The sequence below is a fragment of the Sphingobacterium ginsenosidimutans genome (assembly GCF_039536865.1).
Taxonomy (GTDB): Bacteria; Bacteroidota; Bacteroidia; order Sphingobacteriales; family Sphingobacteriaceae; genus Sphingobacterium; species Sphingobacterium detergens.
In genome coordinates, this window is the sequence record NZ_BAAAZK010000008.1 from 107869 (window position 1) to 123411 (window position 15543).

11 protein-coding genes are annotated in these 15543 nt (G+C 41.4%); 5 read left to right on the forward strand and 6 right to left on the reverse strand.

Annotation, left to right across the window (positions count from 1 at the left end; genetic code table 11):
- Nucleotides 1-98: 98 nt before the first annotated feature.
- From ABFX33_RS20960 to mnmC2, 4 genes are all read right to left on the reverse strand, one after another.
- Complete coding sequence (locus ABFX33_RS20960) at nucleotides 99-3419, reverse strand: TonB-dependent receptor (RefSeq protein ID WP_346088030.1); 3321 nt, start codon at nucleotides 3417-3419, stop codon at nucleotides 99-101.
- 161 nt (nucleotides 3420-3580) lie between these two features.
- Nucleotides 3581-4774, reverse strand: a complete 1194-nt coding sequence (locus ABFX33_RS20965; protein ID WP_346088031.1) for a FecR domain-containing protein — start codon at nucleotides 4772-4774, stop codon at nucleotides 3581-3583.
- 197 nt (nucleotides 4775-4971) lie between these two features.
- Nucleotides 4972-5550, reverse strand: coding sequence for an RNA polymerase sigma factor (locus ABFX33_RS20970; protein ID WP_257087267.1), 579 nt, complete (start codon nucleotides 5548-5550; stop codon nucleotides 4972-4974).
- Nucleotides 5551-5662: 112 nt separating this feature from the next.
- Nucleotides 5663-6328: a tRNA (5-methylaminomethyl-2-thiouridine)(34)-methyltransferase MnmC2 gene (gene mnmC2 / locus ABFX33_RS20975; protein ID WP_346088033.1), complete on the reverse strand. Its 666-nt coding sequence runs from the start codon at nucleotides 6326-6328 to the stop codon at nucleotides 5663-5665.
- 420 nt (nucleotides 6329-6748) lie between these two features.
- On the opposite strand from mnmC2, the gene ABFX33_RS20980 reads away from it, so the two are divergent.
- Entirely contained in the window at nucleotides 6749-8008 is a 1260-nt protein-coding gene (locus ABFX33_RS20980) for a dicarboxylate/amino acid:cation symporter (RefSeq protein ID WP_346088035.1), read from the forward strand.
- Here ABFX33_RS20980 and ABFX33_RS20985 read toward each other — a convergent pair.
- Nucleotides 8005-8964, reverse strand: coding sequence for a lipid A-modifier LpxR family protein (locus ABFX33_RS20985; protein ID WP_346088037.1), 960 nt, complete (start codon nucleotides 8962-8964; stop codon nucleotides 8005-8007). The genes ABFX33_RS20980 and ABFX33_RS20985 overlap by 4 nt on opposite strands.
- 489 nt (nucleotides 8965-9453) lie before the next feature.
- Here ABFX33_RS20985 and ABFX33_RS20990 point away from each other — a divergent pair, with 489 nt between their 5' ends.
- The 4 genes from ABFX33_RS20990 (at nucleotide 9454) to ABFX33_RS21005 (ending at nucleotide 14845) form a co-directional block, all read left to right on the forward strand.
- Complete coding sequence (locus tag ABFX33_RS20990; RefSeq protein WP_120260530.1) at nucleotides 9454-9861, forward strand: cytochrome c maturation protein CcmE domain-containing protein; 408 nt, start codon at nucleotides 9454-9456, stop codon at nucleotides 9859-9861.
- A 20-nt stretch (nucleotides 9862-9881) separates the two neighbouring features.
- Entirely contained in the window at nucleotides 9882-12341 is a 2460-nt protein-coding gene (locus ABFX33_RS20995; RefSeq protein WP_346088038.1) for a heme lyase CcmF/NrfE family subunit, read from the forward strand.
- A complete protein-coding gene (locus ABFX33_RS21000) occupies nucleotides 12341-13102 on the forward strand; it encodes a Rossmann-like and DUF2520 domain-containing protein (RefSeq protein WP_257087261.1) in 762 nt (253 codons plus the stop codon). Before ABFX33_RS20995 ends, ABFX33_RS21000 begins: the two co-directional genes overlap by 1 nt.
- Nucleotides 13103-13288: 186 nt before the next feature.
- A complete protein-coding gene (locus ABFX33_RS21005; protein WP_120260122.1) occupies nucleotides 13289-14845 on the forward strand; it encodes an FMN-binding glutamate synthase family protein in 1557 nt (518 codons plus the stop codon).
- 134 nt (nucleotides 14846-14979) lie between these two features.
- Here the strand turns inward: ABFX33_RS21005 and ABFX33_RS21010 are convergent, their stop codons facing one another.
- Complete coding sequence (locus tag ABFX33_RS21010; RefSeq protein ID WP_257087260.1) at nucleotides 14980-15423, reverse strand: MarR family winged helix-turn-helix transcriptional regulator; 444 nt, start codon at nucleotides 15421-15423, stop codon at nucleotides 14980-14982.
- Between the last annotated feature and the right edge of the window lie 120 nt (nucleotides 15424-15543).

The following is a 15543-nucleotide window of genomic DNA, read 5'->3' on the forward strand; positions in this document are numbered from 1 at the left end:
TCCCATCATACCGATGGGGTGATTACCATGATCATATTTTAAAATTCCTTTCTTCTGAAAAATGAAATTATAATCATGAACGAATCAGTGCTTACTCCTTAAAATTTAACATCCAAACCGAAGGTTACAGTCTTCAATTTAGGGGATTCGAAATATACCACTCCATTTACAGGTACTTCGGGGTCGTAGTTTTTATAAGCCGCAAAGGTCAGTAAGTTCATACCGGAACAGAAAGCCCGAATATTACTCACTTTTAGTCTACGGGAGATATGCTGCGGAATAGAAACCCCGAAAGTCAGATTTTTCAAACGGATATGGTCCGTAGAATGCACACGACGTGTATTGGCCACGCTGCTCATGTCATATTTATTTCCGACCATAAACATCTCGATATCGGTTTCATCACCCGGTTTTTGCCATCTCCGCTCGTAATATTTTGGAATATTGTCATAACCCGTTTTACCACCCAACTCCGTTTTCTGCGCACCACTGTCATAGGAATTTCCACCCAATGAATAAGTCCAAGTGAAATTCAGATCCAAAAATTTATAACGGAATGTATTCGTAAAACCACCCACCAACTTGGGATCCGCACTCTTATACAATATCCGCGTTGCAGCAGTATAATCTTCGGTGGTTTCTCTGGAACCTGGATTCGCGGGATCATTGATATAATATTGTGGCACACCTGTTTCCTTATTGATCCCTGCAAATTCGATTAAATAATAGCTATACCATGGTTGTCCAATGCGGTGAATCTGTGTTCCATCCCGCAGTTCCGAACTACCATCAGATAAGGCAATCGTTTTATTACGGTTCATTCCAAAGTTTAAACTCGACGTCCATTTAAATGCCCCATTTCGCAGAATATCTGCATTCAGGTCGAGCTCAATACCCGAATTGCGAATCGTTCCAATATTGCTCAGATAGGATGAGAATCCCGTTGTATAAGATGTAGGAACATCGTTCAACAAATCCGATGACTGACGTTGGTACCATTCAAAGGTAAGCCCCAGTCTTTCAAACAAACGTAAATCCAATCCTATATTGAGGTTATTCTGTTTTTCCCATTTCAGACCCGGATTTCCAATCTGGATCTCCCGCATACCAGGATTGTTCCTGTACGGAAAACCAAAGCCTGTCAAATCCATATAGGTATAAAATTCGGATGGCAAGGTTCCATTGGTACCATAAGAAACACGGATTTTACCGTCACTGATCACATCATTTAAAGATGCCATAAAGTCTTCTTTTGTAAACTTCCAAGCTCCCGACAATGACCAAAATGTCCCCCAACGGTTGCTGCGGTGGATACGTGAGCTACCATCCATACGGATACTACCTCCTAAAAAGTACTTGTCATCATAATTATAATTCGCACGTGACAGGTAAGACAGCAAACGCCACTCCATATTAGATCCAGACGCATTTGTCAAAACCGAACCGTTGGACAACACTGTTTTATCCACGGTTGGAAAATTGTCCTTAGCACCATTAATTCCTTCCCGACGATAGGTATTTACCTCATAACCGCCCAATATATCCAGATGATGCTTCTCCGCCAATGTTTTGGTGTAGGTTAGACTATTGCGCCATACCATTTGTTTATAGTCCGAAAAACTTGTGGTCAAGGAACCATTCGTCTTTTCGCCATCCGAGGTGCGAGGATCCGACCAAGAGTTGTAACGCGTTGTTGTATGATCTAAGCTAAAAGTTGTATTAAAAACTAGCCCATCAATAAATTTATAGTTGGCAAAAACCGTATTGAATGAGCGGTCACCTTTTTCCCGTCGGAAATTGTACAAGGAAGAAGCCTTGGGATTACGTGGGCCATTAGAAAAGAAATCCAGGAAGAAAGATCCATCTTCGTTATAAACCGGCTCTGATGCTGTAATCTTATGACGCGAAGAATAGATTGGCGAGGTATAGCCTCCCCCTTCGGAATTGACATCCTGTGTAATATTGGAATACAAAATATTGGCCCCCAACTCCATCTTTTCACTCATTTTGTACTTGACGTTCAGTCTTCCAGTGAGACGTTCGAAGCCCGACTGATAGGATAATCCCGTCTGATTGGTATACCCCATGGATGTATAATAGGAAAGCTTGCTATCTCCACCCGAAGCAGATATATCTGCATTTCTGAAAGGCGAGTTGCGACGAAACAGTTCTTTTTTCCAATCTGCCCAGCCGCTTGTCGGAATAGGTGCATATTTATCAATATTCGCCTGCGCATAATCTTCAATCTGGGTCTCATCCGTTAACTTATCTAAATAGCGAGCTCTATTGCGCAAGCCTTCCAAAAGCATCTCACGTCGTTGTGGCCCATCCATCACTTCGCGAAAATCTGTTGCCTGACTGGATAGCCCATAATCTCCCTTCACTGAAAACACGGGTTTACCTGCTTTACCGGATTTGGTGGTAATTAAGATCACACCGCCCGCCGCACGTGAACCGTAAAGGGAAGCTGCAGCAGCATCTTTAATAACAGTAATTTGCTCGATATCGGAGCTATTTATGGTCGACATGACATCCAATCCAGCATTATTCGACTCACTTGAAGCAATATTTTCGGACATTACGGGTACGCCATCAATGACAAACAAAGGTTTGTTTGAGGCGTTAATGGATCCCATACCACGAATACGGATATCGGTCGCTCCTCCGGGTTGTCCCGATAAGGAGTTCACCTGAACACCGGGTGCATTGCCCTGTAACATGGTTGAGAAGTTTACTGCCGGAACATCTGCCATGCGATCGGTCCGAATCGTCGAAGCCGATCCCGTATAATCTGCCTTCTTAAAAGTTCCATAGCCCGTGACAACTACTTCCTCCAGATTGGATTGGCTAAACTGCAGGCTCACGTTGAGCGTTTCCCCGCTCACTTCAACCTCCTTGCGATCGTAGCCTAAAAAACTGAAAACTAGCGTCGCCCCGCTGTTGGCAGCAATCGAATAATTTCCGTTTTGATCGGTACCGACAGTCGCTTTTGTACCCTTTACGGTAACACTTACACCTGAAAGGACCTTACCTTGCTGATCGGTGACCTGACCATGAATATTCTTTTGCAGCTCAAGCATGTTGTCTTTCGCCGTGCTATGCGAGCGATCAATCGCCAAATCAGTCTTTCCAGCCTTAACAACGATTGATTTTCCCTCCTTAAAATAGGTTAAACCATGTGGAGTAAGGAGCTCTGTCAACGCACGATCCAAAGGAACGTTATTGAAATCAACCGTAATAGCAGGTGTATTATTTACGATTTCTGATTTGCACAGAACAGTATATCCGGTCTGTTTTTTGATTTCACGAAATACGTTGACGATCGAACTATTCTTCTTTTTAATATTTACTGTCTGGGCAAAACTTCCGGCATGGAGCTGTCCCAGTGTAAATAAAAGAAGCATAATAATCATTTTCATAATAATGAGGTATTTATACTTTTTCATTACATTTGATTGGTTTGTTAGTTTAATAAACAGTTAAGCGCGTTTCATAAAATTTCGGACCAAAATGTGCTGGGGAAGTACCACCTTCCTCAGCTTTTTGATAGACGAAATAGGATATAGGTAATTTTTGGTTCTTATTTCATCAATCGGACCCTCCTTCCTTCGATTTGAACCTTAATTTTATCATCGGTCATCTTTATGATTTTTAACACTTTATCAAAATTATCAAGTCGTGAAACTGATCCCCATAGTTTCATCTTGGCTACACTTGGGTCAATCTCAATATCAATATCGTACCAGCGTGCTACCTGAGCCAGTGCTGTTCCCAAAGGCTCGTTGTTGAACATAAATTCGTCATTCTTCCAGGCAATACTTTCATCCACAGGTACCTGTTGTACAGAGAGCTCTTCTCCTTGTACCGAAGCTTGTTCCCCTGGCTGAAGTAGCCTTGTCTTTCCTGCAGGAACGGAGACTTTTACTTTACCCTCCAGCAGAGAAACTTTAGACTCCTTCTCTTTTGGAAAAGAATAGACATTGAAATGAGTTCCCAATACTTCCACTTTTTCCTTTGCCGTAACAACGATGAATGGCTTTCCAGCCGCTTTGGCTACTTCAAAATAAGCTTCCCCATCCAGTTCGACCACACGTTGTTTATCCGTAAATTTATTGGGGTAGTGCAGGCGTGTATCAGCATTGAGCCAAACCTTGGTCCCATCTGCAAGGGCGATCTGATATTGTCCACCACGGGGAGTTGACAAGATCATCATGCGTTTTTCATCTTTTGCAGTCGCCAGGGCAACTGAACCATCTGTATAGGTAATCTCATCGCCCATCACAATCCCCACCTGCTGTTGATCAAGTCCGATACCGGTACCATCCGCAAGCTGAAGGGTGGCTCTATTTCCACCGGGAAGAAGATTTTCTGCTAATTTAACCGCATCAACAGGAGTAGCTGGATCCGACGTATCTATCCCATCTCGTTTATTTATTTGCCATATTCCCAGGCCAACAACAGCAATAAAACAAGCCGCGGCAGCGTACCAACCATACTGCATCCATCGGCGTTTGGGCTGTTGATCTACCTGGGCCTCGATTTTATCCATAATATTCGACAGAATCCTTTGTTCTTGCGCCGGATCTGACGTTGAAAACTCTTCATAAGCCTGTAATTCCTCGCGCAAATTTGCCGGATCTTCCAATTTCTTAGCCAAGTCCTGTAATTCCGGATATTTTTCAAGCAGCATGCCTAATTCGGCATGCTCATTAGGGAGAATCTCCCCTTTTAGGTAAGCTTGAAGTAATTGAATAATATGATCTATCGTATACATGATGTTCTTTTCATTTCCTTGTTGACGATAGAAACACGAAGCATAAGATTATCTTACAGAAAAAAACATAAAAAGAATTAAAATACTGTGTATCAGATAAATATTTTCAAAAAAAAAAAAAAAAGACATTAAACCCTATATTGCATAAGCAATAGATTCTGTTAAACTTTGATTTCCGGGTTTCTACTTGCTGTCTGTTACTTACTGACAAAGGATAGGAATGCAATAAGTGTTAAAGCATCCTTTGCCCCCAAAAGCCCTCTAATCGTACTCACTGCGCGGGAGCGGTTCGTGTATACAGCGGCTGGACTCATCTGCAGCTGGTCTGCAATTTCTTCTACAGTCTTGTCCTCCAGATAAGTTAGGTTAAAGACTTCTTTTTGCTTTTCCGGCAATTTTTCAACTTCATTAAAGATGGCATGTACCAGCTCTGCATGAATCATCTTTGAAAAAGCATCGCGATCATCCGTAAGTAGATCCTCATAATTGGATAAAGGTTCCTGAATACCCTTTGTACGTTTGTCCCGAATAGCGTTGAGACTGGCGTGTTTTGCCGTAATATAAATAAAAGCCCTCAGACTTTCCATGGAATGAAAATCGGATCGGCGGGACCATACCTTGACAAAAACATCCGCTACGATCTCTTCAGCGACATCGACCTCTTTCAGGTAACGCAAAACAAAGAAAAGCAGCTGTTTATAATGCTTATGATAAATAGCCACAAACCCTGTCTGGTTGTCTTCCTTCAAACTGTCTATCAACTGTGAATCTGTCATGAGGTAGTGGAAAGTGAACTATTAGGTTAGCCTTAATATCAAGGCTAAATTAGAAAACACTTTTTAGATTATCAAACAGTTAACAATAATTTAAAATAGAACAATAGGCCGTTTAAAGTTTTGTAGCCCGCAACATTTCTCTTTTTCCAGGTGCACCCGGAGCCTTTTCAATGGAAAAGCCCAAAGATTTCATACTGCGTTTGAGATTACCTGTAATGGCATAAGTAACAAAAACACCACCTGGTTTAACGAATTGCGCGACATGCGCCAATGCCACATCGCTCCACATTTCGGGCTGATGTATGGCTGCAAAAGCATCAAAATACACCACATCAAATCTTTTTTCGGATTGGAAATCCATCAATAACGTATGGGCAATGCTGAGTTGTAACCGCTCGTGAATTTGCACCTGCTGCAGCAACGCGGCTTCATAGTTATCCAGATAAGCCGACCAGACAGGTGCAGCTACGTTCTCATTATACCCTGTCTCAGCGATGGTCACCAGTGGTAATGGAAAACCTTCAATTCCGACATAGTCTACCTGATACGACTTGTCCCCAATGTGTTCAGCTGTTTGCAGAAAGTTCAGTCCGGTACCAAATCCCACTTCCAAAATAGCAACCTTTGAAGCCCCCGTTTGTTGTACGAAATGATCCAAACCAGTTTTGATAAATACGTGTTTACTTTCCTGAACAGCACCATGCTTAGAATGGTAACATTCACCTATCTCCGCATTGTACAATGTTTTGGAACCATCTGCGGTTGTTACAAAATCCATTTTCGTCATTATATTTTTGATAAAGTAAATATCCCCTACACATCACCCGATCTAACAAGCGGTGCAGCAGACCACCACAACAACAGTGTAAGCCCGTAAAGTAGGCCGTGTTCACATTTCCAGGTTCCACAGCAATAGTGATGGTCTTCTGTAGGTATATCCGCCCAAAGATAAAAAGCTGGCTCAAATAAATCCCAATTAATCTTTATCCAGGCATTATGAAGTGAAACTATCGCGATTTAACTCAAACTGAGGGAACCGAACGAATTGAGTTCACGAATACCCTAAAATACCCATTAACAGCGTAAACGAGTTCATTTATGCCAATACGACTAACACTTATAATTCATTTAAATGGATAGAAATAATAGATAAAAAGATTATTTTAGCGTCATAAACGCTAAACAATCACAGAACCTAATGGAATACTCTACAAAAACTTTTATACAGAACTATGGCAGCATCCTGCTCCTACTTCTTGGCATCGGTATCGGAAGTTTAATTGGGGTCTTTTTTCCACATTTTGTGAATAATCTGAAGCCAATTGGGGATATCTTCCTAAATCTGCTCTTTGTCAGCGTCATACCGCTGGTCTTTTTTGCCATAGCTTCATCTGTAGCCAATATCGAAGGTGACAGCGTATTGGGCCGTATTATCGGCATGATGTCACTCGTATTTGTAATCGGCATTGTGGTTGCAGGTGTAACAAGTGTTATTTTCCTTTACCTATTTCCTGTCAGTTCCGATCTCCCTATCGAACAAGCGAAGGAAATCATTGACACCGCCACACAGGACTCCTGGGGCGAAAAAATGGTCCGGTTCCTGACTGTAAGTGAATTTTCCAGTCTATTGTCCCGGCAAAATATGCTGGCCTTTGTTATATTTTCATTTTTAGTGGGGATTGCGACACGTAAATCGGGATCCGCAGCGGATATGTTCCGAAAATTTATCAACTCCGGCAATGCTGTCATGGGCAATTTATTGGTCATGGTCATGAAGCTGGCCCCCATCGGACTGGGAGCCTATTTTGCCTATCAGGTTGGAACACTTGGCCCACAGCTCTTCGGTTTCTATGCCAAACCCATTGGTCTGTACTATATTTTTGGTCTATTCTATTTCTTTACAATATTTAGTTTATTTGCGTTTCTTGCATTCGGCATCAAAGGAGTCAAACGCTACTGGCAAAACAATATCCTCCCCTCGCTGACAGCACTGAGTAGCTGCAGCAGCCTCGCCACCATGCCGGCCAACTTACTGGCTGCAAAACAAATCGGCATACCCGATACTGTTGCAAGCGTGGTCATCCCTTTGGGCACAACGCTGCATAAACATGGCTCAGCCATTGCTTGTATTTTTAAAATTTATATCGCTTTACTGTTGAGTGGAAAGGATTTTTTTGATCCAACCAACCTGATCATGGCTGTAGGGATCACCTTATTGGTCAGCATCGTGGCCGGCGGAATTCCTAATGGGGGATATATCGGCGAAATGCTGATCATATCAGTTTATCAGATGCCCACAGAAGTCATTCCCTCCATTATGATTATTGCGACATTGGTAGATCCACTAGCCACCATGCTCAATGCCACTGGCGATACCGTTGCAGCCATGTTGACCACCAGGCTAATCGGACAGAGGCTCTCCGACACGGTCGCTGAAAAAACAGTTAGCAGTGGTTAAAACCGATAGGCAAAGAATAGCTGTCCATATTGATGCCGGTGAAACACCGACTTTAGTTCCTTGGAATTGAAAATATAATTAATACCATAATTGACCTTGTGATTGGACCAACTGAACCCTATTCGGTGGCTTAGCATCCAAGGTTCAATCTGGTATAATTCGCCTATAGGATCATCTTGCCCCAGCCCTCCTTGTATCGTTGAATTATAAAAGATCCGGGCCAAACTAGGTTGATAAACAAAGTACCATTCTTTGTCGTCATTACCTCTAGCCTTTGTCAAATGCCCATGTGTAAAGGTCGATGCATGGTACGATTTAAGTTTACCTGCACGGATAGGAATTCCGACCTCCATATTTGTATTGTTCATCCCCAGAGCACCTCTACCCATTATCCCGAGATCAAATGCTCCTGCTTGATCCCGATAAATTCCTTTCAAATATTTCGCCTGCAGATCTACACCAAAGGCATTGCGCAATGCGGTATCCCAGCCCGTAGCTTCATACATTCCAAAAAGATGGTGGATAAACTTTTGTGCACCTTCACCATAAGATCGGGAACCGATCTGTCCCAATTCGACTTTAAGTTCAATCACTTGATCGGCTTTCAAAAAACGAGTCCCTGAGGCGCTCAAATAAAGGTATCCTGCAAATGGTCTGTCATATTTCTTATTCTGTCTACGATAATCTATAATACTAATACCATTGTAGATGCGCTGTCCGACTTCAAAGTCCAATACGGTATTCGAAATCTCTGAAGCCCCTCTTGGTGGTAGTGCAATACGGTAATTGACATTGATACCGTTGGTATAATATCGGTCCTGGCCAATCAATAGATAGACATCATTGTCATTTTGAAGAGAAACCTCTTGATTGCGCAACCTCACCTGCCCAAAAACCAAAAAAAATGGAAATATAACTCCATATAAGAGCAGTAAAGACCGCAAAGCAACACTCATATTAACAGGCAATTGTAAAATTCATGCGATATAAACTGCAACAAAATATTAAATCTCAACTTAAATTATTCAAAAGCATCCAAATATACCTCATTTTTTCAGGGACAACAACCTATTTAGAACAAATATAAATAATGTCGAAAAGTTGCATTATTCCTTTCTTCGCAAATCTATTTGTAATTTTGCATTCGATTAAGTGTCAGCTTTTGTCAGAATCAATGATTATAAGGGATTCATTGCGATCGATACACAAGCTTTTACTGGGAACATGAAAATCTCCGAAGGTTGGCACAATAGCATAAACAAATCATACGAATGAAACCGTCATCAGTTTTAGTTAGTTCAGATCAGCGTTCGAACAATTGCTCTTGACAGCTTCATTACCGATAAAAACAAATAATACTAATGAAACCATCATGATTTATTCAATCACATCGTGGAATGAGTAAATCTGATAGCTTCATCGCAAACAAAAAACAAATTAAACGGATGAAAAAAAGTTCCATCATTCTAATCGCTATTATTGCAGTGGCTATTGCCATGATACTTGTCATCTATACGGATTCAAGTACCTACTCGACATTTACCGAGGCAAAAGAAAAGAAAACAGAACTATATGTGGTCGGCCAGCTCAACAAAGACAAGGTACTTCATTATGACCCGAAAACAGATGCCAACAAATTCAGCTTTTTCATGTATGACAATGAAGGTACAGAATGTGAAGTTGTATTCAGAGGTGCAAAACCTCAGGACATTGAGCGTTCAGAACAAATTGTATTGACGGGCAAAATGGACGGGAATGTGTTTAGAGCGAGTAAAATATTGATGAAATGTCCATCGAAATACAACGATAAATCGGTCGTGACGGAAATCAATGCCACAGCTTTCAATAATTAATTTGTAAAATCAATTTTTCAATGGACGTTAATTACGTTGGTGAGCACCTGCTACCTGGGCAGATCGGACAATTCTTTATTGTTCTTTCCTTTGGTGCCGCACTTTTATCTTGTATCGCTTATTTTTTCGCGACTAAAAACCCTGAAGAGACTTCATGGAAAAAGATCGCCCGCATTGGATTCTGGGTGAATGCAGTCTCCGTCGTAGCAGTCGGCGCAACTTTATTTTATATTATTTACAACCACTTTTTTGAATATAATTACGCGTTTGCACACTCTTCGAGAGACTTACCTACCTATTATATCATTTCCAGTTTTTGGGAAGGACAAGAGGGTAGTTTCTGGCTCTGGATGTTCTGGCAGACCGTATTAGGGGCCATATTGCTCTTTAAAGCCAAGAGCTGGGAAACTTCCGTCATGACTTTTGTGATGCTCTGTCAAGCTTTTTTAGCCTCGATGATCATAGGGGTTGAATTACTGGGATTACGTATTGGAAGCTCCCCATTCATCCTCTTACGTGATGCGATGGATTTCCCTATACTAAAGCAAGCAAACTATTTGTCCCTAATTAAAGACGGTAACGGCTTAAATCCACTTTTACAAAATTATTGGATGGTGATTCACCCACCGACCCTATTCCTTGGTTTTGCTTCCATGATTGTTCCTTTTGCTTATGCGACTGGAGCGCTATGGACCAAACGCTACAAGGAATGGATCAGTGCCGCACTTCCGTGGGCGCTATTTGCTGTTATGATTCTTGGAGCTGGGATTATTATGGGTTCATTTTGGGCATACGAAGCACTTAACTTTGGAGGCTTCTGGGCCTGGGATCCTGTGGAAAATGCGTCTATTATTCCTTGGTTTACCTTGATCGCCGCAGTTCACGTGATGATCGCCTATAAAAACTCGGGACATTCTTATTTCACCGCGACATTCCTGGCTATGATCAGCTTTGTACTGGTGATCTATGCCTCCTACCTAACACGTAGTGGCGTCCTAGGTGAGACTTCGGTGCACTCGTTCACCGATTTAGGTATGAGTGGGCAGTTGATTTTGTTCAATGTAGCATTTTTAGTAATTATGGTCGTCTTTCTTGTCATTAAGAAGAAAGAGATGCCGATTACCGAAAAAGACGAAGAGATTTATTCGAGAGAGTTCTGGATGTTTATTGGTGCTTTGGTCCTGACTGTTGCCTGTGCACAGATCATCGCCTCCACTTCTATTCCGGTATTTAACAAAATATTCGGCACCAAGGTCGCACCTCCTTTAGATCCAATCCAACATTATAATAAATGGCAATCCGGATTCGCCGTTATTGTCATGATCATGACTGGCTTTACCCAGTTTTTAAAATACAAACGCAGCGATAGCCGTAAATTTTTGGCTTCTACTGTAGCATCTCTCGCTGTAGCCATTATCCTGACAGCAATTATTTCATATTTTACCAAAACATATACCAACCTGATCTATATCCTGATCACCTTTGCCAGCATCTTCTGTATTCTGGCGAATATCCGGGTATTGGGTGATGCAGTCAAAGGTAAATGGAAATTGGCGGGTTCTTCCGTCGCTCATATCGGTTTTGGACTATTACTTATCGGAGCTATGGTTGCCGCAGCAACAAACGAGGTTATCTCTGTCAACAATACGGGCTATATCGCTGTATCTGGCTTTGACAAAGTCGAAAAGCCGGGAGAGAACCTATTCTTAACCGAAGGAGAACCTGTACAAATGGGCGAATATAAAATCACCTATATCGGTGATAGCATTGCTGCGCCAAATACCTATTACAAAATCAAATACGAACGCGTTGATGAGGAAACAGGTAAAGTAAAAGAACAATTTGTACTACAACCTTTCGCACAAAACAATGCCAAAATGGGTGGTTTGATAGGTACTCCAGCAACCAAACATTACATCACGCATGACGTATATACGTTGATTACTGCTGCGGCAGCGGAGAGTCAGGCACAACACTCGAAAACAGCGAACGAAGAGAAAACAGGCTTTGAGGATTACGAAGAACCTGCGACCTATCAAGTCAATATCGGTGACACCTTACGTTACCGCAATGGGTATTATGTGATTGAAGGGCTCAATAAAGAGGCTCAATTGGAGAAAATCCCAAAAGGTCCTAACGACGTCATGGTCGGATTAAAAATAAAAGTGGTTGCGGCGGATAATAAACAATACGACGTACAGCCCATTTACTTGATTAAGGATGGTGGAATCTATGATTTTAATAAAGATGTCACTGATCAAGGCCTTAAATTTAGGTTTACAGGTATCAAGCCGGACAAAGATAAATTGGAAATTATGGTCTATCAAAAGCCGTTACCTGAGAAAAAATGGGTAGTCTTCAAGGCAATCAAATTTCCATACATCAACTTCTTTTGGTGTGGAACGATTATCATGACCATCGGTTTTATCATGTCCATTGTCAGAAGAAATAAGGAAGAGAAACGAAAATTAGCGAAATAATGAACATTGCCATTTTAGGGAGCGGAAATGCCGCAACACATTTTGGACAAGCGTTTCAAGCGCTAGGACACAGGATCGTTCAGATCTATAGTAAAACAAAGGCCAATGCGGATGCATTGGCCTTTGCGCTTCATTGTCCCAGCACAGATCAGCTCAGCCAACTGCAGCGTGATGCAGATCTTTATCTTATCGCTGTGTCAGACCAGGCTATTCCTGCCCTTGCAGAAACGATGCCACAAGACATCAACGGGATTGTAGTACATTGTTCAGGAGCAACGGATCTAAATATCCTGGAGCGATTTAAGAATGCTGGTGTTATCTATCCACCACAATCGCTATCCAAAAATAAAACTATTGATTTTTCGGTGATTCCATTTTGTGTTGAAGGCAATAATGAAGGCAATACGGAGATTTTACTCCAGCTTGCACGTACCTTTTCAACTCGTAGTATCTATTGCAATTCAAAGCAACGGCTAGCAATCCATCTGTCTTCGGTCATGGTCAATAACTTCTCGAATATCCTTTATCAGTTTGCCTATGAGCTATTGGAAGAGCATAATATTTCCTTTGACCTGGTCAGACCGATCATTTTAGAAACGGCAGAAAAAGTACAAAATCATGTTCCAATAACAGTTCAGACAGGTCCTGCAATCCGAGGCGATGAAGTGACACAGCAAAAACATTTGAAATTTATTAGTAATAAACCGGATTTACAGCAAATCTATCAACTTTTATCGCAACAGATTACTAAAAGAAAATAGTTTATTAGAAACAGTTATAAACTTGTCAAAACTTATTCTAGCATAGTAATTATATCCATTTACTTGGGGAACTTTAGTACATTTGCTGTGTCCAAAAGCGCATTTTGGAATGCTAATTGAGCAGTAATATATTCAATTGGACTAAACATTAAAATAGCGAATTAAAACTAAACAATCGTATTTTCTATGGAAGTTAGAAAACTCATTATTTCAATAATGGTTGTGATTAATTTAATCATTGTATCATTTGGCTTTATATTTACATCAAGCTGGTTTTGGTTGTTGATCTTTCCATTCCCATTATTATTGATCGCCCTATACCATAGTTTCCAAACCAAACATGCGATTTTGCGAAACTACCCTCTTGTTGGATACTTTCGTTATATCTTCGAATCGATCCGCCCTGAATTGAGACAGTACTTTTGGGAATCGGATATGGATGGTCGTCCATTCAACAGAAGACAGCGTTCCATTGTCTATCAACGGGCAAAAAATCAACGTGAGACCGTCGCATTTGGTATGCAGACTGATCCACAGGCAGTCGGTAACGAATGGGCTGCACATTCCGTTTTCCCTTGTCATATCGAAAATCACGATTTACGTACGACTGTTGGAAATGAATCCTGTAAAAAGCCTTATAGCTTAAGCGTTTTCAATATCTCAGCGATGAGTTATGGTGCTTTGAGTAAAACGGCTATTACTGCATTAAACAAAGGTGCCGCCTTACAAAATTTCGCGCACAACACCGGAGAAGGTGGTATCAGTGACTATCACAATAACGGTGGTGATCTGATCTGGCAGGTTGGTACAGGTTATTTCGGCTGTCGTAATTCAGAAGGTAAGTTTGATGCTGAGCTATTTCGGGAGAAATCAAACCGTGAAAATGTCAAAATGATTGAGCTCAAGCTCTCACAGGGTGCGAAACCTGGTCACGGAGGTATTTTACCAGCCGCAAAAAATACACCTGAGGTTGCAGCAATACGCCACGTTATCCCTGGTACGGACGTCATGTCTCCTCCAGCACACAGTGCATTCTCTTCACCAACAGAAATGATGCATTTCATCCAGCACATGCGGGAATTATCTGGAGGAAAACCAATCGGATTTAAAATATGTATTGGTGACAAACACGAGTTTATGGACATCTGTCATGCCATGCAGAATACGCAGATCTTCCCAGATTTTATCTCGGTCGATGGTTCTGAAGGTGGTACAGGTGCTGCTCCCTTGGAATTTACGGACAACCTGGGGATGCCGCTTTACGATGCGTTAGCTTTTGTAACCAAAACGTTGATCGCATTTGGTTTGAAAAAACACATCAAAGTGATTGTATCAAGCCGTATTGTTACAGGTTTTGATATCCTAAAAGTGATTGCATTAGGTGCTGACGCCTGCTATAGTGCACGTGGAATGATGTTCGCTTTAGGTTGTATTCAGGCCTTAAAATGTAATGAAGACGTTTGTCCAGTAGGTGTTGCAACGCAACAACCGCACCTGTACAAAGGACTGGATGTTAATGACAAGTATGTACGCGTAGCCCAATTCCATCGCAATACATTGCGCGCTACCGTTGAGATTATGGAGGCCTGTGGTTTCAAAACCTTATCCGAAGTATCCGCAGATAAGTTCTACCGCAAAGTAGATGCGATACGGACCTTAAGTTTCCAAGAAATCTATTTTGGTACGGAAGGAAAACTGGTCAATAGTCATACGGATTTTGAAAGCAAACTTTTCGAAGACTAACCTTTCGATAAATACGATATACAAGAAGCCCTCAGTCGTTGTTAACGCTGAGGGCTTCCTATTTTTTTCTTTCCCCTATTGGTCTTTCGACCTAGATAATTTCATAATCAATGTGATCAGTAATTTATTCAATACTATTTCAGATTAAATAATACACGATGTAAGGCCGTATGAGATAGAGCAATCTGATCATCGGTCAGTCCACCCAAAGCCTGTTCGATCGTATTCGTAGCTTGCTTCATCCCCTCGTCTTTCATCTTCCGGCCAATTTTGGTTAAATAGATCAAATTAGATCGTCTATCATTTTTGTCATTGACACGGATCACCAGATTAAGTCGCTCCAGATTATTGATCAGGCGCGTTACACTCGGTTTATCCCGGAATGTCCGGATAGCTAATTCCTGCTGGGTCAGTCCCTCCTCTACCCACAGATTGTACATAATGCTCCATTGCTCCGAAGTAATACTTAATCCCGCTTCCTTGAGATTACGCTGTAACCTCCGCATCACTGCTATTGAGTACTTTCCAGTCAGGAAATTATAAAAATACTCTTGCGATACTAAATCTTGGTCTAACATATAAATAATGGTTATGGTTGTTTACGCAACTTATGTTGCTAATAAATATCATGCTCAAATCAAAACAAAGAAAACTAAACTTATTTTGGCTAATATTTAGCCTAAATTACGTTTTTCTAC

Excerpts from the sequence above, each read along its gene's own strand:
- ABFX33_RS20965 (WP_346088031.1), bottom strand. The coding sequence starts at position 4,774 with ATGTATACGATAGATCATATTATTCAATTACTTCAAGCTTACCTAAAA.
- ABFX33_RS20980 (WP_346088035.1), top strand. The coding sequence starts at position 6,749 with ATGGAATACTCTACAAAAACTTTTATACAGAACTATGGCAGCATCCTG.
- ABFX33_RS20970 (WP_257087267.1), bottom strand. The coding sequence starts at position 5,550 with ATGACAGATTCACAGTTGATAGACAGTTTGAAGGAAGACAACCAGACA.
- ABFX33_RS21010 (WP_257087260.1), bottom strand. The coding sequence starts at position 15,423 with ATGTTAGACCAAGATTTAGTATCGCAAGAGTATTTTTATAATTTCCTG.
- ABFX33_RS20990 (WP_120260530.1), top strand. The coding sequence starts at position 9,454 with ATGAAAAAAAGTTCCATCATTCTAATCGCTATTATTGCAGTGGCTATT.
- ABFX33_RS21000 (WP_257087261.1), top strand. The coding sequence starts at position 12,341 with ATGAACATTGCCATTTTAGGGAGCGGAAATGCCGCAACACATTTTGGA.
- ABFX33_RS20985 (WP_346088037.1), bottom strand. The coding sequence starts at position 8,964 with ATGAGTGTTGCTTTGCGGTCTTTACTGCTCTTATATGGAGTTATATTT.
- ABFX33_RS21005 (WP_120260122.1), top strand. The coding sequence starts at position 13,289 with ATGGAAGTTAGAAAACTCATTATTTCAATAATGGTTGTGATTAATTTA.
- mnmC2 (WP_346088033.1), bottom strand. The coding sequence starts at position 6,328 with ATGGATTTTGTAACAACCGCAGATGGTTCCAAAACATTGTACAATGCG.
- ABFX33_RS20960 (WP_346088030.1), bottom strand. The coding sequence starts at position 3,419 with ATGAAAATGATTATTATGCTTCTTTTATTTACACTGGGACAGCTCCAT.
- ABFX33_RS20995 (WP_346088038.1), top strand. The coding sequence starts at position 9,882 with ATGGACGTTAATTACGTTGGTGAGCACCTGCTACCTGGGCAGATCGGA.